20 protein-coding genes are annotated in these 18,691 nt (G+C 69.9%); 13 read left to right on the forward strand and 7 right to left on the reverse strand.

The annotated features are described in order from the left end of the window. Positions 1 to 128: 128 nt before the first annotated feature. From ACYVKI_RS11595 to ACYVKI_RS11605, 3 genes are read right to left on the reverse strand one after another with little or no spacing between them, the layout of a single operon-like run. A complete protein-coding gene (locus ACYVKI_RS11595) occupies positions 129 to 1,838 on the reverse strand; it encodes an LCP family protein (RefSeq protein ID WP_460690498.1) in 1,710 nt (569 codons plus the stop codon). Positions 1,839 to 1,841: 3 nt separating this feature from the next. Continuing rightward, positions 1,842 to 2,396, reverse strand: coding sequence for a 5-(carboxyamino)imidazole ribonucleotide mutase (gene purE / locus ACYVKI_RS11600; RefSeq protein WP_460690499.1), 555 nt, complete (start codon positions 2,394 to 2,396; stop codon positions 1,842 to 1,844). Beyond that, positions 2,386 to 3,675 carry a 5-(carboxyamino)imidazole ribonucleotide synthase gene (locus tag ACYVKI_RS11605; protein WP_460690500.1) on the reverse strand — a complete coding sequence of 430 codons (1,290 nt, stop codon included), beginning with the start codon at positions 3,673 to 3,675 and terminating at the stop codon, positions 2,386 to 2,388. The genes purE and ACYVKI_RS11605 overlap by 11 nt, the downstream gene beginning before the upstream one ends. A gap of 266 nt (positions 3,676 to 3,941) precedes the next feature. Between ACYVKI_RS11605 and ACYVKI_RS11610 the strand changes: the two genes are divergently transcribed. Then, positions 3,942 to 4,514 carry a GtrA family protein gene (locus tag ACYVKI_RS11610; protein WP_460690501.1) on the forward strand — a complete coding sequence of 191 codons (573 nt, stop codon included), beginning with the start codon at positions 3,942 to 3,944 and terminating at the stop codon, positions 4,512 to 4,514. Here the strand turns inward: ACYVKI_RS11610 and ACYVKI_RS11615 are convergent. Beyond that, on the reverse strand, positions 4,492 to 5,328 hold the full coding sequence (locus ACYVKI_RS11615) for a TIGR03089 family protein (RefSeq protein WP_460690502.1): 837 nt from the start codon (positions 5,326 to 5,328) through the stop codon (positions 4,492 to 4,494). The two genes, ACYVKI_RS11610 and ACYVKI_RS11615, sit on opposite strands and share 23 nt — an antisense overlap. A 218-nt stretch (positions 5,329 to 5,546) precedes the next feature. On the opposite strand from ACYVKI_RS11615, the gene ACYVKI_RS11620 reads away from it, so the two are divergent. From ACYVKI_RS11620 to ACYVKI_RS11635, 4 genes are all read left to right on the forward strand, one after another. Further along, a complete protein-coding gene (locus tag ACYVKI_RS11620) occupies positions 5,547 to 6,119 on the forward strand; it encodes a WhiB family transcriptional regulator (RefSeq protein ID WP_460690503.1) in 573 nt (190 codons plus the stop codon). A gap of 74 nt (positions 6,120 to 6,193) precedes the next feature. After that, the gene (locus ACYVKI_RS11625; protein WP_460690504.1) at positions 6,194 to 9,721 is read left to right on the forward strand and encodes a hypothetical protein; all 3,528 of its coding nucleotides are present in this window, start codon (positions 6,194 to 6,196) and stop codon (positions 9,719 to 9,721) included. Further along, complete coding sequence (locus ACYVKI_RS11630; RefSeq protein WP_460690505.1) at positions 9,718 to 11,550, forward strand: DUF5719 family protein; 1,833 nt, start codon at positions 9,718 to 9,720, stop codon at positions 11,548 to 11,550. Before ACYVKI_RS11625 ends, ACYVKI_RS11630 begins: the two co-directional genes overlap by 4 nt. A 132-nt stretch (positions 11,551 to 11,682) precedes the next feature. Then, positions 11,683 to 12,066: a DUF3499 family protein gene (locus ACYVKI_RS11635; RefSeq protein WP_460690506.1), complete on the forward strand. Its 384-nt coding sequence runs from the start codon at positions 11,683 to 11,685 to the stop codon at positions 12,064 to 12,066. Here ACYVKI_RS11635 and ACYVKI_RS11640 read toward each other — a convergent pair. From ACYVKI_RS11640 to ACYVKI_RS11650, 3 genes are read right to left on the reverse strand one after another with little or no spacing between them, the layout of a single operon-like run. Further along, complete coding sequence (locus ACYVKI_RS11640; RefSeq protein WP_460690507.1) at positions 12,056 to 12,427, reverse strand: hypothetical protein; 372 nt, start codon at positions 12,425 to 12,427, stop codon at positions 12,056 to 12,058. The two genes, ACYVKI_RS11635 and ACYVKI_RS11640, sit on opposite strands and share 11 nt — an antisense overlap. Next, positions 12,417 to 12,932, reverse strand: coding sequence for an Asp23/Gls24 family envelope stress response protein (locus ACYVKI_RS11645; RefSeq protein WP_460690508.1), 516 nt, complete (start codon positions 12,930 to 12,932; stop codon positions 12,417 to 12,419). Before ACYVKI_RS11645 ends, ACYVKI_RS11640 begins: the two co-directional genes overlap by 11 nt. Beyond that, a complete protein-coding gene (locus ACYVKI_RS11650; protein ID WP_460690509.1) occupies positions 12,929 to 13,507 on the reverse strand; it encodes an RNA polymerase sigma factor in 579 nt (192 codons plus the stop codon). Before ACYVKI_RS11650 ends, ACYVKI_RS11645 begins: the two co-directional genes overlap by 4 nt. A 167-nt stretch (positions 13,508 to 13,674) precedes the next feature. Here ACYVKI_RS11650 and ACYVKI_RS11655 point away from each other — a divergent pair, with 167 nt between their 5' ends. The 8 genes from ACYVKI_RS11655 to ACYVKI_RS11690 form a co-directional block, all read left to right on the forward strand. Continuing rightward, positions 13,675 to 14,175 carry an Asp23/Gls24 family envelope stress response protein gene (locus tag ACYVKI_RS11655; protein ID WP_460690510.1) on the forward strand — a complete coding sequence of 167 codons (501 nt, stop codon included), beginning with the start codon at positions 13,675 to 13,677 and terminating at the stop codon, positions 14,173 to 14,175. A gap of 28 nt (positions 14,176 to 14,203) precedes the next feature. Then, complete coding sequence (locus tag ACYVKI_RS11660) at positions 14,204 to 14,386, forward strand: hypothetical protein (RefSeq protein ID WP_460690511.1); 183 nt, start codon at positions 14,204 to 14,206, stop codon at positions 14,384 to 14,386. After that, entirely contained in the window at positions 14,383 to 14,766 is a 384-nt protein-coding gene (locus ACYVKI_RS11665; RefSeq protein ID WP_460690512.1) for an Asp23/Gls24 family envelope stress response protein, read from the forward strand. The genes ACYVKI_RS11660 and ACYVKI_RS11665 overlap by 4 nt, the downstream gene beginning before the upstream one ends. Next, positions 14,763 to 15,335: a DUF6286 domain-containing protein gene (locus ACYVKI_RS11670; protein ID WP_460690513.1), complete on the forward strand. Its 573-nt coding sequence runs from the start codon at positions 14,763 to 14,765 to the stop codon at positions 15,333 to 15,335. Before ACYVKI_RS11665 ends, ACYVKI_RS11670 begins: the two co-directional genes overlap by 4 nt. Further along, entirely contained in the window at positions 15,332 to 16,000 is a 669-nt protein-coding gene (locus tag ACYVKI_RS11675) for a hypothetical protein (protein WP_460690514.1), read from the forward strand. Before ACYVKI_RS11670 ends, ACYVKI_RS11675 begins: the two co-directional genes overlap by 4 nt. A gap of 36 nt (positions 16,001 to 16,036) precedes the next feature. Then, a complete protein-coding gene (locus ACYVKI_RS11680) occupies positions 16,037 to 16,306 on the forward strand; it encodes a GlsB/YeaQ/YmgE family stress response membrane protein (protein ID WP_460690515.1) in 270 nt (89 codons plus the stop codon). Between the two features lie 217 nt (positions 16,307 to 16,523). Beyond that, complete coding sequence (locus ACYVKI_RS11685; protein WP_460690516.1) at positions 16,524 to 17,285, forward strand: hypothetical protein; 762 nt, start codon at positions 16,524 to 16,526, stop codon at positions 17,283 to 17,285. A gap of 210 nt (positions 17,286 to 17,495) precedes the next feature. After that, the coding region (locus ACYVKI_RS11690; protein ID WP_460690517.1) for a DUF7507 domain-containing protein at positions 17,496 to 18,691 on the forward strand (1,196 nt) is incomplete at its 3' end.

Genomic DNA, 18,691 nt, shown 5'->3' on the forward strand with positions numbered 1-18,691 from the left:
ACTGTGGTCAAGCTCCCAGGATTTCTGGTTCTCCCAGGATTTCTGGTTCCCCCAGGATCTCTGACCTCCGCAGCATGCCGAGCTCAGCGCAGCCGGGCTCAGCGCAGCCGGGCTCAGCGCAGCGGGGCTCAGCGCAGCGGGGTGCAGTCGTAGTTGGAGGAGGCGGCCTCCTCCAGGACGGCCCGCTGTCCGGCGTCCTGCAGCTCTCGCAGGTACTCGGCGGTCAGCGGGGAGCCGTCCGGCTGGGTGGGGATCTCAGTCTCCTCCTCCAGGTTCGGCTCATCCTCCTCCACGGCGTCGCGAGTCTCCACGGAGGCGGAGAGCCCGGGGGAGGCAGGGACCCTGGGAGAGGCGGAGAGCCCGGGGGAGGCAGGGACCCTGGGAGAGGCAGTGAGTCCCGGGGAGGCGGAGACCCTCGCGGCGTCCAGCACCGGCCCCTGCGACCCGGCGGAGCCGAACCATCCGCCGGCGCCTTCCTCGTCCTCGATGAGCTCGTCCACCCGCTGGTGTATCTGGTCGAAGTCCGGGTAGGTGGAGAACTGGTCGCCGGCGGTGCCGAAGTCCGGGGCGCCGAGCACCAGACGCTGCGGCTGATGTTCCCGGGCGTCCACGGCCAGGTCCAGGAATGAGCCCAGCTGGGACTGCGGCAGGTTGGTCTCCACGACCTGCTCGCCGGCGTCCATGATCTCGGTGAACCGGGTGAGCAGCGTCTGCGGGTTGAACTGGGCGATCATCGCCTGCTGGATGCACTGCTGCCGCTGGATGCGGTTGTAGTCGGAGGAGAACGTCCTCGAGCGGGCGTAGGCGAGGGCCTGCTGGCCGCTGAAGGTGTATTCGCCGGGCCCCCACCAGTTGTCGCCCCAGGTGCCGTCCGGGCGCGGGCCGCGGTAGGGGACCCAGCCTCCGGAGTCCACGGAGACCCCGCCCATGGCGTCGATGAGCTGGGCGAAACCGTCCATGTCGACCATCACATAGCCCTTGACCTCGAGGTCGAGGATCCCGGAGGCGGCATCCATCATCGCTTCGGCCCCCGGGTCGTCGGCGTCGGGGTAGAGGTCCTGGTGGTGGTTGAGCACGTCGGTGTACAGGAAGTTGATGATGCACTCGTTGCCGCAGTTGTAACCCTCAGGATAGGCCTCCCACAGGGGCGAGTCCTCGCTGAAGGGCGCGTTCTGGAAGTTCCGCGGGATGGAGATCAGGATCGATTCCCCACTGCGCTCGTTGACGCTGACCACGTGGATGGAGTCTGGGCGCAGCCCCTCGCGTCCTTCGCCGGCGTCGGCCCCGAGCAGCAGGAAGTTGTAACGGCCGTCGACGGCGTCGATGGCGGGTCCCGCGCCGAAGATCCCGGACAGCGAGGCACGGGACTCATTGACCAGGTGCGCGCCGTAGCCCAGACCACCGGAGGTCAGCGCCATCAGCACCACGGTGGCCACGGCGACGATCGGCTTCAGCCCCGGGGCCAGGCCGGCGAAGCGCACCAGCCGGAAGGTGTCGAGCCAGAGCACCGCCCAGCCGATGGCCAGTGCTGCGAGCAGCACGGTGAGCAGCCACAAGGCGAACGGGCTGGTCAGCAGACCCAGCAGCAGCCCGCGCAGGGTGAAGAACATGACGACGCCGACCAGCAGCACCGCCCATGTCCCGAGCGTCACGGCCAGGGCCTTCCTGCCGAATCCGCGATGTCCGGCGGCGATCTGTGCGGAGCCAGGCATCACGAGGGTGAGCACCAGCAGCAGGATGGCTCGCCGGGTGCGGTCGGTGACGGAGCCGGCCTGGGGGTCGCGGACCACCTCGGGCTCGGTGCGGAAGCGGTGGTAGGTGATGTGCGGCGCGGTCATCGATCAGGAATGCGTGTGGCGACGGCGGTAGGTGGGCAGCTCGGCGGCCTCCTCGCGGAGCGCGGTCCCTTTCGCGTGGGCCTGCGCGGCGAGGTCGGCCGCGAACTCCACGAGCTGCTCGCGCAGACCGGCGGCCTGTTCGCCGTCGCCGGCGGCCAGTGTCCGCACGGCCAGCAGCCCGGCGTTGCGGGCGCCTCCGACGGAGACGGTGGCCACCGGGACCCCGGCGGGCATCTGCACGATGGACAGCAGAGAGTCCATGCCGTCGAGGTGCTTCAGCGGCACCGGCACCCCGATCACCGGCAGCGGGGTCACCGAGGCGAGCATCCCGGGCAGGTGGGCCGCACCCCCGGCGCCGGCGATGATCACCCGCAGACCGCGGTCATGGGCGGTGCGCCCGTAGTCGATCATCTCCTCGGCCATCCGGTGGGCGGAGACGACGTCGGCCTCGAAGGGGATGCCGAACTCGTCGAGTGCCTCGGCGGCGGCCTTCATCGTGGGCCAGTCAGAGTTCGAACCCATCACGAGTCCGACCAGCGGTGTGGAGTCAGCGGCCATCGGTGCCGGTCCCTTCGTCGTGGTGTTCGGTGATCAGCGCTGCGGCGCGGGAGGCGGCGCGGCGGGCCAGCTCCAGGTCCCCGGCGGCGACGGCGGGCTCGCCGGGTTCGGGGGCCAGGACCAGGTTCACGTGCCCGACCTTGCGCCCCTGGCGGGGCTCCTTGCCGTAGAGGTGGATCTTGCCCTCGGGGAGATAGTGGGCGGCGTCGGGCACTCCGGCGTGCAGGTCTGTCGCGGAGGCGCCGAAGAGGTTCTTCATCACTGTGCGGCTGCCGGGGCCGGCGAGGGGCGCGGTGGATCCCAGCGGGAGGCCCAGCACGGCGCGCAGGTGCTGTTCGAACTGCCCGGTGACGGCACCGTCCATGGACCAGTGCCCGGAGTTGTGGGGGCGCATGGCGAGCTCGTTGACGTAGACGCCGGCACGGGGGCCCTCGGCGATCTCGAAGAGCTCCACGGCGAGCATCCCGGTGACGTCGAGGCGTTCGGCGATCAGTCGGGCGATGCTGGCGGCGTCCTCCATGTGGGTGGGGTGGGAGTGCGGTGCCGGGGCGATGACCTCGTCGCAGACTCCGGCGGTCTGGTTGGACTCGACCACCGGGTAGGAGCTGATCTCTCCGGTCGCGGAGCGGGCCACCTGGGCGGAGAGCTCCCGGGTGAAGGGGACCTTCTCCTCGGCGAGCAGTCCGGTGTGCTGGGCGGCGGCGCGGTCGAACCAGTCCTGGGCCTCGTCGGCGGCCTCGGCGGTGGAGATGATGCGCACGCCTTTGCCGTCGTATCCGCCGCGAGGGGTCTTCAGCACCACGGGCCAGCCGATCTGCTCGCCGAAGTCGCGCAGGTCCTCGACGCTGTGCACCTGCGTCCAGTGCGGGTTGGGGAGGCCCAGCTCCTCGACGGCCTGGCGCATGGCCAGCTTGTCCTGGGCGTAGCGCAGCGCCGCCGGGCCGGGGTGCAGGGCGGTGCCCTGTTCGGTCAGGGCGGTGAGCACCTCGGAGGGTACGTGCTCGTGGTCGAAGGTGACGACGTCGACGTCGGCGGTGAAGGCCAGCACGTCGTCCACACAGCGGTAGTCGCCGAGGGTGGTGCGCGGGATGACCTGGGCGGCTGAGGCCCCAGGAGTGCCGGCGAGGAGCCGCAGGTCGATGCCGAGCTCGACGGCGGCGGGGGCCATCATCCGGGCGAGCTGGCCGTCGCCGAGGACGCCGATGCGAGGTGCGTCGCCGCGGCTCGCGGCGGCTAGGTGGGGCGCGGGCTGGGGTGGGGAGGCTTCAGCTGCAGTCACAGTCCCTCATTATGGAGCATCAGGGAGGCCTCCACGGTGAGGAAACACCTGGGAGCGGGAGCCTGCCCCCGGCACACCGGCTGCACAACCGCTTCAGTCCTGCGGGGGCGGTGTCGTGATTCTGCTCATACTCGGCGTTGTCCTCCCGGGGTCGGGCAGAGACGGCCCCGGGTTGTCCGTACACTGGGGGTCGGCGGGTGAGGTCCGGTCTGGGGACCGTGCCGCTCGCCCGCCCGTGTTTCCTTCGATGGAGTCGTCGTCAGTCCATGATCTCTCGCCTCTGGTGCCGTGCCCGTGACCTGTTCCTCGTCCTGTGGCGGGAGCTGGCCAAGTTCGGGGTCGTCGGCGGCGTGGCGTTCGTGATCGATTCCGCGATCTTCCTCTGGCTGCTCCGCGGCCCGATGGACGACTCCCAGCTGAAGGCCAAGGTCGTCGCCGGGGTGGTCGCGACCCTGTTCTCCTGGGTGGCGAACCGGTACTGGACCTTCCGTCACAGCCGGACCCGCGGCAAGATGCGTGAGTTGGTCCTGTTCCTGCTGATGAACGCCATCGGCCTGGGCATCCAGACCGGCTGCGTGGGGGTGAGCAAGTACCTGCTGGGCCTGGATTCGGTGACCCAGGTGTTCATCGCGGGCAACATCATCGGCCTGGTGCTGGCCACCGCGTTCCGCTTCGTGGCGTATAAGTTCTGGGTCTTCACCGGCGACGCGCAGCGCGAGCCCGAGCCCGGCCCGCACATGATCTCTGATCGTGAGTTGCTCACCGGTGAGGTCCCGGTGGTCTCCGAGGACGAGCCGCGTCCTCACGATGACGACCTCAGCCGACCCCCTCGTTCCTGAGCACCGTCTCCCAGAGCTCGCCCTGATCGTCCGTGCCCTGATCGTCCGTGCCTTGATCCGTGGCGGCGTCGACCACTACGGTCGTCCCGCCGTGCGCCCAGGTGTGGATCATCGTCTCAGGGGCCTCCGGGCCCCAGGGGTGGGTGCGCCAGGCGGTCCAGTCCTGGGCCGCGCCGACGGCGAGGCCGGAGACGGCGGCCAGGTGGTCCGGCTCGGCGCAGAGGAGGTCCCGCCGCGTCCGGAGATCCTCTGCGGTGCTGCCGGAGGGGAGCGTGGGCAGGGGGATCTGCGGCAGCGGCTCCAGCAGCTGGTCGGGGTGCTGGCGGACGTCGGCGGAGACGTCGAGGACCCAGCCCGGGATGTCCTCCCCGACGGCCTCGGCGTAGGAGTCGTCGAGCAGCCCCGGGGACAGGGCCGCCAGTTCGGCGTCGCCGAGCGCCTCCGACGTCTCCCAGTGGTGGGGACGGTCGGTGACGACCAGGGCGAGATCCTGGCCCGGCACGGCCGCGCGGCGGTGCGCCAGGGTGACCCGACAGCCCAGGGCGGCCGCGGCCAGGGCGATGGCACAGGCCTTCCAGTGCGGGGCGACGTCGATCAGGACGTGGTCCTCGGCGTCCAGGTCGGTCTCCTCGCGCAGCAGCCCGATCAGTTTGACGGCCCAGTTCTGCAGCACGCGGCCGGAGAGTTCGACGCGCTCCCCGCTGGAGCCGTACCAGACGACTGCGGGCTGGGGCCGGGAGCCCAGCATCGTCATCAGCTTCGGGAAGTCCCCGGGAACCTCGTGCGAACCTGTGCCCAGGCTGAGTGGAGCCATGGAATCCTCCTGGTGCGCCACACCGATCGCAGAACGGTGGTGACGCGGCGTGTCGGGCGTCATGGCGCTGATCGGGGCCTCTGGCGACGAGGCTCACAGCACTTGACGGATGGTTACTTACGCCAGTGTAATTAGGAGGTGTCGGCGGCTTCGAGCCGCACGGTGGTCAATGACCATCAGTACTGCACACCACTGACGGATGACAGGGGAGGCCCTCCATGGGGAACGCACAGCGGCTGAGCGACGAGCAGCATGAGCAGGCTCGCGCCGCCCAGCGACCCTCGCTGGACGTCCCTGCCGACTGGTTCGTCGACCCGGCGGATCCGCAGGCCGCGGATCGCCTGGAGCACGGCCGCTCCCTGGACGACCAGGCCACGGCCTTCCTGACCGCCCATGAGGAGGCGGAGAAACAGGCTGAGTCCTCCCGGCGGTCTGCCGAGGAGGTCGAGCCCCCGGTCGCGCTCAGTGAGGCTCCTTCCCGCCGCACTGAGTCCGAGCCGGAGGCGCAGCCGGCCCGCTCCGAGACGTGGTTGGGGCTGCCGTCGCTGATCCCGGCCGAGCAGATCGAAGGCGAGCTCGCCTGGCAGGTCGACGCCCTGTGCGCGCAGACCGACCCGGAGGCCTTCTTCCCGGAGAAGGGGGGCTCCACGCGGGACGCGAAGAAGGTGTGCGCCGCCTGCAACGTCAAGCAGGAATGTCTGGACTACGCACTGGCCAATGACGAGCGCTTCGGCATCTGGGGAGGTCTCTCCGAGCGCGAGCGCCGCAAGCTGCGGAAGCGAGCGGTCTGATCGGCGCCACCCCGGCCCCGCATATCGCCGCTGTCGTCCTGCACGGCGGCGGCGATTCCTCGTCGAGCGGGTCGGTGCAGGAGTCTGTCGAGCAGCTGCGGGCGGCGTTGGATGCCCAGACGCGGGCTCCCGACGTCGTGATCGAACTCTCCGCCGAGACCTACCGCGGACCCCAGGACCTGTCCCGTTCGCTGCGTTCCGGGCTGCTGCGTGACCGTGGTCAGGCCTCCCGCACCACCAGCCCTGGGCCCGGGGGAAGCCGGGCGACACCTCTGTGGCGCCATCTGGAGCGTCAGCTGCCCGATGGCTTCACTCCGCGGCCGCAGTGGCTGTGGATCCTGCCGGACGGGGCGCTGCCGGCACCGGATGCGCTGGAGCAGCTGGAGGAGAGGCTGTTCACCGTCACCGATGAGGACAGCCACCCCCACATCCAGGTGATCGGCGCGAAGCAGCTGCATCAGGACGACCGCCTGGTCGACGTCGGGCTGTGGACCGCACGGTCCGGTGAGGTCGTGCCGCTCAACGAGCCCAAGGAGCTGGACCAGGGGCAGTATGACGGTCGCGACGCCGTCCCTGCCGTGTCCGCCCACGGGATGCTGGTCCACGCGCCGCTGTTCGGAGATCTGGGCGGGTTCGACCCGGCCCTGCCCCCGGATGCGGCGGCCACCCAGTTCTGCCGACGCGCCCGTGAGGTCGGCGCGCACATCGTGATCCAGCCCGCCGCTCGGATCCGTCGGCTCGACTCGCCGCGCCGTGACGAGGTGCATCGCTTCGGCGGTGCGCTGCACCTGCCTGGCGAGGAACGCCGCGGACAGATCCGCCGACGGCTCTCGGAGGCGTCGCCGCTGGTCGTGCCGCTGCTGTGGGTCGGCCAGTGGGTGGCCGCGGTGCTGCGCACTGTGGTGCTCACTGCGGTGAAGGCTCCCGACGCCGCCCTGGGTCAGCTGGTCTCCGCGGCCTCCGGCCTGCTCGATGTCGGGGCGATCGGCCATTCACGTCGTGTCATCCGCACTGGTCGCCGCGCGGTGACGGGGCGGCTGCTGCGGGATGAGCGGATCGACTCGGAGAGGGATCTGCTGCGCCGCGGACGCCGCGCCGAGCGTCAGCTGCGGCTGCCTGCGGGGCAGCTGCGGCAGCACCGGCGGCGGCTGCTCACAGCCGAGACGGTGGCACCGCAGCGGGTCGGCTACGGGCTGGCCGGGGTGCGTGGTGACGGCGAGGAGGATCATGACGCGCTGTTGGGTCAGGCCTCGGCCCACGGTGAGTTCGATGAGATGCCCACGCGGCGCTCCGGGGATCGCCTCGGGCTGTTCCTGATGCTGCTGGGGCTGGTCGGAGTGTCCCTGCTGGTGTTCCGGGACCTGCTCAGCGCCGAGGCGTTGGTCGGCGGCGCGGCGCTGCCGGTCACCGCCGACACCGGCGAGATCGCCGTCTCGATGCTCAGCCTGATCTCCTCCGAGGGGCTGGGCCAGCTCTCCGGGGCGGACCCGTTCACTCTGGTGCTGCTGATCCTCTCAGCGCTGACCGGCGGTCACGCCTCCACCACTGTGGTGTGGCTGATGGTGCTGGCGCTGCCGCTGGCGGCGCTGGCCGCCTGGCTGGCCTCCGGACTGGTCACGGCGCGTGGGACCGTCCGGGTGGTGGCCGCGCTGCTCTGGGCCGGGGTGCCGAGTCTGCACATCGCGCTGGGTGAGGGACGTGTGGGTGCCGTGCTGGCCCATGTGCTGCTGCCGCTGGTGGTGCTCGCCGGGTCCCGAGCCCTGGGGGTGGTGCCGGCGCGGTCCGTGAGCAGCCCCGGATCCGGCCCCGGATTCAGCTCCGGTTCGGCTGCGGGCCGTTTCTACACGGCCTCCTGGGAGCATGCGGCCGCCGCGGCGCTGCTGCTGGCGGTGCTGACTGCGGCCGCCCCGGTGACTCTGCCGCTGATGCTTCTCCTCTGTGTGGTCGGGGCCCTGGTGCTGCGCCGTCGAGGCAGGGTGCTGTGGCTGCTGCCGCTGCCCTCGGTGGCCCTGGCGGCCCCCATGATCGGTTCGGCGCTGCTGACGGGGCAGAACGCGGTGGCTGTGCTGCTGGCGGATCCGACCCGGCCACTGGCCGCGGCGGCTGCTCCGCTCTGGCAGCAGCTGCTGGGCCACTCGCGGCCCTTCGATCCTTCGTCCGGTTTGTGGGGAACGGCCATGCCGGAGTTCTTCACGGCGGACTTCTGGAGTCTGCGGCTGGCCCTGGTGGTCGGGGCGCCCCTGCTGCTGGTGGCGCTGCTCGGTGTGGTCACGGCCACCCGGCGCAGTGCACACGCCTTGGTCGCCGGTGTGGTGCTGCTGGCGGCCCTGGGACTGTCCGCGGTGGCCTCCCGGCTGGCCGTCGGGGATGACGGCAGTCGGCTGATCGCCGCCGACATCACGCCGCTGGTCTCGGTGATGGCGTTCTGCCTGCTGATGGCCGCGGTGGGCTCCCTGGACCGGCTGCCCCGGGCCCTGCCGCGGCTGGGTCCCACCGTGGCGCCGGTCGCGTCGACTCTGCTGGTGCTCTCGGTGATCGCCTCTCTGGGTTCCTGGGCGGCGCCGCGGATGGCGCCGGCGGCCCAGCTGACCGGTGAGGCGCTGACCCCGGTCACTGCCGCGGAGACGCAGATCGCCCCCGGCCAGGTGCGGCAGCTCCCGGCCACAGCGGCCGATCAGGGCACCGGGGGCGCCCAGCAGCGCACCCTGGTGCTCGAGGCCGGCGGCGACGGCGTCGTCGGGGAGCTGGTCTCCGGGCAGGGACGCACGCTGGACTCCACCCGTGCAGTGGTCACCGCCGGGGACGTCCCCTGGTGGGCCAGCCCGCAGGCGATGCCCGAGTGGGCGCAGATCGGGGAGGTCGCCGAGACGCCGGACCGTGAGCTGGGTGTCGGTGACCGTCGTCTGGGTGAGCTCGTCGCGGCACTGGTCACGCCGGGATCCGGCGAAGTGCGGCCGCTGATGAATGAGCTGGGTGTGGGATTCGTGCTGATCCGCAGCGAGGAGGACTCCCCGCTGGTGGATGCGGTGGACACTGCGGCAGGACTGATCGCGGTGGGGCAGACCGACCGGGGCCTGCTCTGGAGGGCCGAGATGCCCGAGGCCGCCGGGGTGTTCGCCTCCGCTGACGTGGAGGGGGCCTCCACCGCCTGGGCGCGCCTAGTGGATGAGCAGGGAGAGACCGTGGCCCTGTTGCCCGCCCAGGGCAGGTCGCTTGAGGTGGACCTGACGTCCCTGACCGATGAGGCCGGTGAGCCGCTGGTCGTCGAGGAGGACCTGCTGCTGCGGCTGGCCACCGAGGCCGCTTCCGGCTGGGCGGCGCAGGTCGAGGGTGTGGCGCTGGAGCCGGTCGCGGCCGACCACTGGGCGCAGAGTTTCCGGCTGCCAGCCGAGCTGATCGCTGAGGCGGGCACCGGCGAGGCCGCGGGGGTGCTCACCGCCGAGCACAGCAGCCCGTATCGCTGGCCGGTGATGATCCTGGTGGGAGGCTTCCTGCTGCTGGTGACGCTGATCGCGGTGCCGCTGCCCCGAAGCGCACGTCTGCTCCCGGTGGCCAGCGAGGCTGAGCTGGCCCGCATGGACGGGAAGGGTGGACAGCCATGAGCGCGAGGAAGGTACGTCGGCACATCCGGCAGCTGAAGAAGGAGCGCCGTCGGGCCCTGCGCCGTGCTCGACGGGAGGAGCAGGCGGCGCAGAAGGCCCGCCAGCGAACCCGGCAGCCCGAACCGGCACCGGAGCCCCAGCCGGAGCCGATGCCGGAGCCGATGCCGGAGCCCCAGCCGGAGCCCCAGCCGGAGCCCGCCGCGCACAGCCCGCACCGACACCAGGCGGGGGTGCGCACTGTGGCGGTGATGGCCGCGGTGGGCATCCTGGCGGTGGCCGGAAGCTCGGTGGCGATGAACCCCCAGGGAGAGGCCGCGGAGCCGGGGCAGATCGCCGCGGCAGCCTTCCCCGCCGCCGACTCCGGGACCTCGTCGGTGTGCCCCCCGACGCCGGGCCTGCCCGATTCGTTGACCACAGACGGCCTGCTGGAGTACCGGGATCGCGACGAGTCCGCCACGGCCCGGTTCCAGGCGCTGATGCTCTCGGCCGACGCCGAGGGGACCTTCCCGCCCGGGCGGCTGTTGCAGCTCGGAGAGGACGGCCCCGGTGATGGCACCACGCTGAGCGAACCCGCCGAGTCTGACGTAGCCGACGAGGCTGCCGTCGCTGATCCCGGCCAGCCGGCGGAGGATCGCCCGGCGCTCGGTGATCTGGAGGCGATCTATGAGACCTCCGAGAACGCTGCGGAGACGCCTTCCAGCTCGCTGCTCGAGGTCGAAGGGCTCCCCGGAGGGGTCGCCGGCACGGGGGCGGCCCGCTCCACCTACCTGGCCGAGGAGGGGCCGGTCACCGGCCTGGCCACGATCGAGTGCAGCGTCCCGCAACGGTCCCAATGGTTCTTCGGCCCGGAGGTCGGTGCCGGGGCGACCTCTCTGCTGACTCTGGCCAACCCGTTCTCCCGGGCCGCGACCGTGGAGGTCACCGGCTACGACGCCGACGGCCACCGAGGTTCCGCAGGCACGCGGACTCTGGTGGTGCCCGGGGAATCGGTGCGTACGGTCAACATCGCCGCGCTGGCCGGCAGCGGCTCGGAGTTCGCGGTCTCTGTCCAGGCCTCCGGGGCCCCGGTGGCCGCCCAGCTGCAGTCCTCCCGGGCGGTGGGCCTGACCGGGGAGGGCGTCGACTTCCTGCCGGGGCTGGCCCGTCCGGCCACGGAGCATGTGATGCCGGGGGTCCCGGTGCCGGAGTCCACCGAGGACGAGCCCGCATCCCGGCCCGCCGAGCTGTGGATCCATGCCCCGGGCAACGCGCGGACCACGATGGAGGTCCAGGTCTTCGGTGACGACGGCGTCGAACTGCTGGACAATCCGGCGGTGTTCACCGTGGAGCCCGGTGAGGTGGACACGGTGGACCTGCGTGGGCTCGAGTCCGGGGTGTACGACGTCGTCGTCCGCTCCGATGAGCCTACCTATGTGGCGGTCTCCAGCCATGGCCCCGACGGTGGGGAACCGGCAGAGGACGCGGCTGCGACGGACTTCGCCTGGCAGGTCGGTGCCACCCCTCTGAGGGCCGGGTCCGGACTGCTGGTGCCGGATGTGGGGGAGTCGGAGCTGCGGCTGACCGGTCTGCGCTCGGAGGCCCAGGTCAGCTACCGGCTGCTCACCGAGGACGGCGAGCTCTCCTCGCCCGAGGAGGTCACCGTCCCGGCGGAAGGGGCGGTGACGCTCAGTGCGGAGGATCTCGGTGATGCCGTCGCCGTCGTCGTGGAGGAGGCGGGGCCCAGCCTCTACGCGGCGCTGACCACCCGGGACGGGGACCGGTTCTCGCTGAGCACGGTGGACCTGCTGCGGGACTCCGGGCAGAGCGTGCCGGTCCGTCTGCGGCACTGATCTGCTCCGTGCTGTCCGGGTGTATCCCGGTGCCCCGGTGTGCCTGTCCAGCAGGGGAGGGGGCCTCCGCTAGGGTGGTGCACCGTGGATTCCTCGCGACGATGCACTCGAAGCAGCTGTGGACGGCCGGCCGTGGCCACGCTCACCTACAGCTATCAAGACTCCACGGTCGTGGTGGGGCCGATGAGCCTGTACTCCGAGCCGCACAGCTACGATCTCTGCGCCCACCATGCCGACACGGTGAACCCGCCGCGCGGCTGGAAGGTGATGCGCCTGGACTACCCCTCGGCCCCTGCCGAGCCGCAGGACGACCTGCTGGCCCTGGCGGATGCGGTCCGCCACCGTGAGGACGACGTCGACGCCGGAGCGCGTTCGGCCAGCCGGTCCACCTCCGGGGACGACACCGGCTCCCACGCCCCGGGCACGTTGCCGACTCGGGAGAGTCGCACGCGCCTCGAGCCGCCCACACCGGAGGCTGCCCTCACCCGAGGCCATCTGCGCCTGCTCAGGGACTGAGACCCGCAGAGGCGCCAGAGTCCAGCGAGGTTGAGGCAATTCGGTTGACGTGCATGATCCGCACGTGAACACGCTCGGTTTCCACCTCCAGCGTCGCCGCGGCCGTTCGGACCACCGCGTCTGCCACCTCCGAGGCAGGACGTGTCCCGTTGGTGTGGCAGTCGATGTAGACCTCGCGGACGCCACCCCGGGACACGACGTCGATGCCGGTGGCCGGCTCACTGGTGTCCGGGCGCAGCAGAGACCGGGTCGCCGAGGCGAGGATCTGCCGGAACCCTGGCACCACCTGGGCGGCACCCGGGATCTGTTCGACCGCGGCCACGAGCCGCTGCTCAGCAGACAGATGATCGTCACACGTCATGGATGTCCTCCACCTGGATGTCCAGCGACGCCAGATCGGAACCCACCAACTCGCCCAATGCCTGGGCGATGCGGCTCCGGAGCCTGGCGTCGACGGCGGGCACGGAGATGTCATGCTGAATGGTCACCGAGACCCGCACGGTCAGCGATGACCGCCCGGGGGAGCCCCCGGTGGCGTCCCCGGCGTCGTCGACGTCGACACGCACGCGACGGGCGATGAGGCCGGACTCCTGGTCGGCGGCGTCGCGGATGATCTGCCGGATCGTTGCGGTGAGCATCTCGAAGCGGTGACCTGACGGGGTGGACAGCTCGGTGGTGGGCCCGAGCACCGATTCCCGGTGCACGATGTCCATCACGCGATTCCGCAGGGAACCCAGCGTGCCGGTGATCTCGGCGTCGTCCTCGCGGAACTCGTCGATGACTCCCTGAAGCCGTCCGTAGCTGGCGCCTAGGGCGGCCTCGTCGAGTCCGGGGTCGTCGGCGTCATGGTGTGGACGGTCGGTCATGCCCATCCCTCCATTCCCCTGACGATCGTTGTCCGGGCCCGGTGGATCCGGCCCCGGACGCTGCCTTCGGTGCTGTCCATCACCTGTGCTATCTCGGCATAGGACTGGCCGTGCACCTCGTAGAGGAGCCACGCCAGTCGCTGCTCCGCGGGCAGCGTGGCCAGCACGTCCTCCAGGTGGCGCACGGCCGCCCCGCGCTCCGCAGTCTCCTCCAGCGAGGGGGCGGTGGAGATGACGTCCGCGAAGTCGGCCGGGTCCGCGGACGCAGTGCGTTGCCGTTCTCGGCGGCGGACGACGTCGATGCAAGCGTTGCTGGCCAGTCGATAGATCCAGGTCCTGAACCGGTCAGTGTTCTCCAGGGTATCGAGTCGGCGCCAGACTGTCAGGAAGGTTTCCTGCACGACGTCTTCGGCCTCGGCGCGATCCCGCAGCATCCGCACCGCAAGACGCAGCAAGGGAACCTCGTAGGCGGTCAGCAGCTGCTCGAAGGCAGCGATGTCGCCGTCCTGGGCCCGCGCGACCACTGTTGTCTCGTCGACGGCGGCTGCAGGGTGGGGAGCCTGCCTGCTTCTCATGCGCACATATTACCTCCGAGTCAGTCACTGGGGGGACGGAAAGGGTGCAGAGACGGCTTCGGGAGAAAAGTTTGCGTCAGAGCGTGAGGATTCGCCCCAGCGGACGTCTCCCCTGATGTCTACGTCTCGCAGAACAGTCGGCGAGATCGCACACGAAGGAGAACAGCATGGCAGAGAACAGTCAGAGCGCCACACCATCCGCCGTCGCTCAGAACCACTCGGGCAGCACGGGGAAGGCGGTGAAGTCTTCCCGGCCGGAGCAGTCAGCGGACAGCCCACTGGTCACCGCCTACGGCACCACCACCGTCGAGGAGACAGTGGTGCAGAAGCTCTCCGGAATCGCCGCCCGTGAGGTGCCGGGCGTATACGCCATGGGCAGTGCAGCCCGGCGGACCTTCGACGCGATCTCTGAGCGCATCCCCGGGTCGAAGACCCAGGTCAGCGGCGGAGTATCGGTGGAGAAGGGTGAGAAGGAGACCGCCATCGATCTGACCGTCATCGTCGAGTACGGGGCCGCGGTGGTGGAGGTCGCCGAGAACATCCGCCGCAACGTGATCCGTGCCGTGGAGCATGGAACCGGCCTGCAGGTGGTCGAGGTCAACATCACCGTCGCCGACGTCCACCTTCCGGAGGACGAGGACGACAGCGACGACCACGACCTGGCCTGACCGTCGACCTGCTGGAGAGGAGCGCATCATGAACACGACCATCACAGGACTCTTCGTCGGCCTCGCGCTGGGTCTCGTCGCCGTCTTCGCCGGCTTTCTGCCGATGCTGGGCGTGGCGTTCTTCGCCGCCCTTGGCCTGGTGGTCGGCGCGACCGTCGAAGGTCGGATCGACCTGGTGGGGATGCTCTCCCGTGAGAGGACCCGGCGATGAGCGCCTCGACTCCCGCAGACGGAAGCCTCGTCGTCCACGAGTCAGTGGTGGAGAAGTCGGCGGCCCAGGCGGCCTCGGAGCTTCCTGAGGTGTGGGCGGCCGGCCGGGGTCCGCTGGGCCTGGGACGCGTGGACCGCCGCACCCGGCCGCAGGTGGAGGCGACCCTCTCCGGAGGCACGGTCGCGTTGGAGGTCCGTCTGGCCCTGCCGTATCCGATCCCGGTGCGCGAGGTGACCGAATCGGCCCGGCGGCACCTGAAGCAGCGGGTGGAGACCCTCACGGGACTGCCGGTGCGCCGTATCGACCTGCAGATCGAACGGATGGGTTCCTCCGGACGACTTGCGACCCGCGACGCGGGCGGCGGAAGGAGACTCGCATGAGGAAGGGAGAGCTGATCCGGCACCGACCTCAACGGGTCGTCGCCGCGTGGATCGTCGGCCTCGTGCTGCTGACTGTGGCAGGGACGGCCGGCTGGGCCTCGGGCCTGCTCCTAGCCGGGGAGAGAGTATCCGTGCTGGAGGCCGCCGGGACCCTCAGCTGGGATTCCCCGGGAGTGCTCGCCCTAGGTGCCGCGCTGGTGCTGGCCGGCGCGCTGGTCATCTGTGCCGCAATGTGGCCGGGTCGGCCGGTGGTCGCCTCGATCGCAGCGGACGGTGACGGATCGCACGGACGCCTCAACACTGAGTACATCGACCAGCTGCGCTGCGCGGTGACCACCCGGGGGATGGGGCGTCTGGCTGAAGGGGAGGCACGGCGCACTGACGGTGTGACTTCGGTCCGGACCCGCGCCACAGCACGTCGCATCACGGTGGAGGCACAGTCTGTCGCCGCGGAGCTCTCCGAGACTCGGCAGGAGATCCAGGAGCGGATTGACCGGAGGCTCCGGGCCCTGCAGTTGCGCAGGATTCCGCGAGTGTCTGTCCGCGTACGGCGAGGAGGTGTCGGATGATTGCCCGATCCCCTGTGCGCAACCGCCTCTGGCTCGCCTTCATCGGGTTCGTCTCAGTGTTCTGCGGCACTGTGCTGGTGCTTCTCGGGACCGGGTTGGCCGGGCAGCTCGACCACCTGTTGCCAGAATCCGTCGCGCTGCCGTCGAGTGGTCAGACCCTCGAGGAAGCGGTGACGCCGGTGGATTGGCTGCCTGCGGTGGTGCTTGCGGTGAGTGTTCTGGTGGCCCTGCTGGTGCTGGCCTGGCTGATCCGTGGGGTTCCGCGTCCGCCGCGGAGTCCTGAGCTGCAGCTGCAGCAGGACGGCCGCACGGGGGTGACGGTGCTGCCGGCGAAGGTGCTCGCTTCAGCGGTGGAGGAGGCGGCCGAAGACCTCCCCGATGTGGTCAATGTGGCTGCACATCTCGGAGGCCAGGCGCGACGTCCTCAGGTTCTGCTCGTCGTGGAGGCGGAGGAGCGAGGTGACCTTGCGGAGCTGCTCGACCGGCTGGTCCACGAGACCTGCGGCGATCTTGCACGTGTCCTGGAAGCACGACTCGGCTCGGTCAGCATCGTTTTGGACCCTGTCCTGCGCACCCGTGCCTCCTCCACGGCCACGGTCGCGCTTCCATCGCATGTGGCGGAACCCGCCCGGACCGACGACGTCTCCGCCGTCGTCGGTCGCTGATCATCACGTCTCAACTGTCGAAAGTAGGAACTTTTCATGACCATCATCGGTTGGATCGTCGTCGGCCTGATCGCCGGCGCCCTCGCTCGTCTCATCCTGCCCGGCAAGCAGGGCGGCGGGTGGCTGACGGCCATGCTGCTCGGGATCGTCGGCGCGATCGTCGGCGGGCTGCTGTTCGGCCTTCTCGGAGGGAAGGGCGTCGGCGAGGTGCTCAGTGACCCGTGGTCCTGGGGCTCACTGGGTATCGCTGTGATCGGCGCACTGGTGTTCTCGTTCATCTGGGGTCTGCTCACGAAGCGCCGTTGACCCCCCCCCGGCGGGTGCGGCCATTACGACGGCCGCACCTGCCGGCCTCCTGGTGATGCACACGACTATCAGACCTCAGCTCAGAAACCAGGAGGTGCACACGGCGATGGGCCATGCCCCCGCATCTTCCCCCGCGACAAGCGATCAGGCGAGCATCCGGGTCCTCGCGGACTGTCCGGCCAGCGCCGCTACGGGGATCAGTCCATGGTCACCGGGCGTGATCACCTTCTCTGACGTCGCTGAAGGGGCGGCGCCTCGTCGTGACCGTATGCTCACCGTGACGGTCCACCCTGCGCAGCCGCGCGAGGGGGATCGCTGCCCTGCAGAGGTCATGATCTCCTTCGCCGAACCAGGTTCGATGACTCCTGCTCATGTGCGAGCCATAGGCCAGGTGCTTGACGAACTGGCTGTCATCGTCGGCGGCACTCTGGACCGGGGCAGGCAGCACGAGCGTCGAAGCTGGCAGGACGTTGCCCAGAAGTTCGGCGATTCGACGGCCGCGGGTCTCTGGTTGCCGCTGCCGCCCATTACGTACGAGATGCCGGAGTTCCTCGAGCTCGTCCCCTCCTGGTTCATGTTTCGCAGGACGAAGCCTGCGGCGCGTCGACTCATCGGGGATGTGCTGCGCAGCGGAGCGATGAGTTCTGAGGGTCGGCTCGTGCTGCTGGTCTCCGCACTCGAAGCGCTCTGGGTGGCGGGCTCTGGACAGAAGCTCCGCCAGCGCAAGGACGTGTCCCTGAGGCACAAGCTTGCAGAGCTGGCAGATACAGCGGTGGACGACCAGACCTGTCCGAAGGGTGCGAACCCGGAGGAGCAGCTGCCGCAGGGGGCATCGCAGTGGGCCGCCGATCTTGTGTCTGTGAAGAACCATCTCGCGCACAGCGGGAGAACGGGCCCGAGCACGCCCGCGCAGCTTGAGGAACTTGCGTGGAGGTCGTGTGCGGTGCTCCGCCGCGCGTTGCTCCAGCACCTGCGTTGAGCAGGCCTGACAGCGGGAGCTTCGGCGGCAGAACTGAACGTCCCTTTCTTACACCTATACCGAGGAGATGATGTGACCCCAAACGATTACTCGCAGCCAACGCCCGGCCCTTCCGGCCAGGACGGCGTCCTACCGAGCCCACCTGGAACAGGTCCGCATAGACCTGGTCAGCGAGGTGCGGTCCGCAGAGCGATCGCTCTTGCAGGAGCGATGGCCCTCGCATTCGGCGCGACGCTGACAGCGGCGACGCCGGCTTCCGCCGTCGAGTCCAAGGTGTCGCCCGCTCCGAACCCGGCCTTGGCAGACCAGTGTGAGCTGGACGTGGCGGTCAGCATCGATTTGTCGAATTCCATCAACGACAAGCAGCTCTCCATGCTGCGTTCAAGCCTGGTGGAGTTCGCCCAGTCGCTGGAGGAGTACCCGGTCCGGCTGGCGTTCCACAACTGGGCCTCGTACGCACCGGCCACTTCCCAATCCTCCAATCAGCCCCTCGGGCTGACGGACACCGCAGGGGCAGGGTTGGATTCGATCGCGCAGCACGTGACTGGGATTCAGCGGCCCGGGGCCATGCAGGGAGGAACCAACTGGGACCGTGCGTTCCAGGAACTGAGCGCCTCCCACGAGTCTTACGACGCGGTGCTCTTCGTGACCGATGGCAACCCCACCCAGTGGGGGCTGCCGCCGCGGGGTCCCGGTAACGCCACGGATCAGGCCACGATCGATGCTGCTGTGGGCAGCGCCAATCAGGTCAAGGAGGCCGGGACCCGAATCATCGGGGTCGGAGTTGTCGACAACCTGACGCACTCCGAGTACGGCCTGTTCCATGAGCACATGCCACAGGTGACGGGCCCGCAGTTCGGCGAAGACTACCTCGAGGTGGACTTCGCACAGCTGCGCAACGTGCTCATCGGCCAGATCGACAAGCAGTGTGCGGGAATCTCCGTCGAGAAGGACGGTCTATTCGTCGACGGCGCGCCGGGATTCTCGGGAGACGGCGTGCGCTATGAATTCACCGTCACCAACACGGGTGTGCTGACTCTGCGCGACATCCAACTGACAGACGCTCTGGAGGGGATCTCCGAGATCGAGTATGGCGAGTGGCCGGGGGAGGCCCACGTGCTGGCACCTGGAGAGTCAGTGAACGCGTGGGCGACCTATACAGCCACGGCGGATGATGCTGACGCCGGCTTCATCGACAACCATGTGACGGTCGAGGGTCTGCCGCCGAGTGAGGGTGACCCATTGACGGACGATGACTACCATGAGCTCCCGGTTGAGCCTGAGGACGGTGGCACTGAGGACGGTGGCACTGAGGACGGTGGCACTGAGGACGGTGGCACTGAGGACGGTGGCACTGAGGACGGTGGCACTGAGGACGGTGGCACTGAGGACGGTGGCACTGAGGA

The organism is Nesterenkonia suensis (assembly GCF_054782935.1).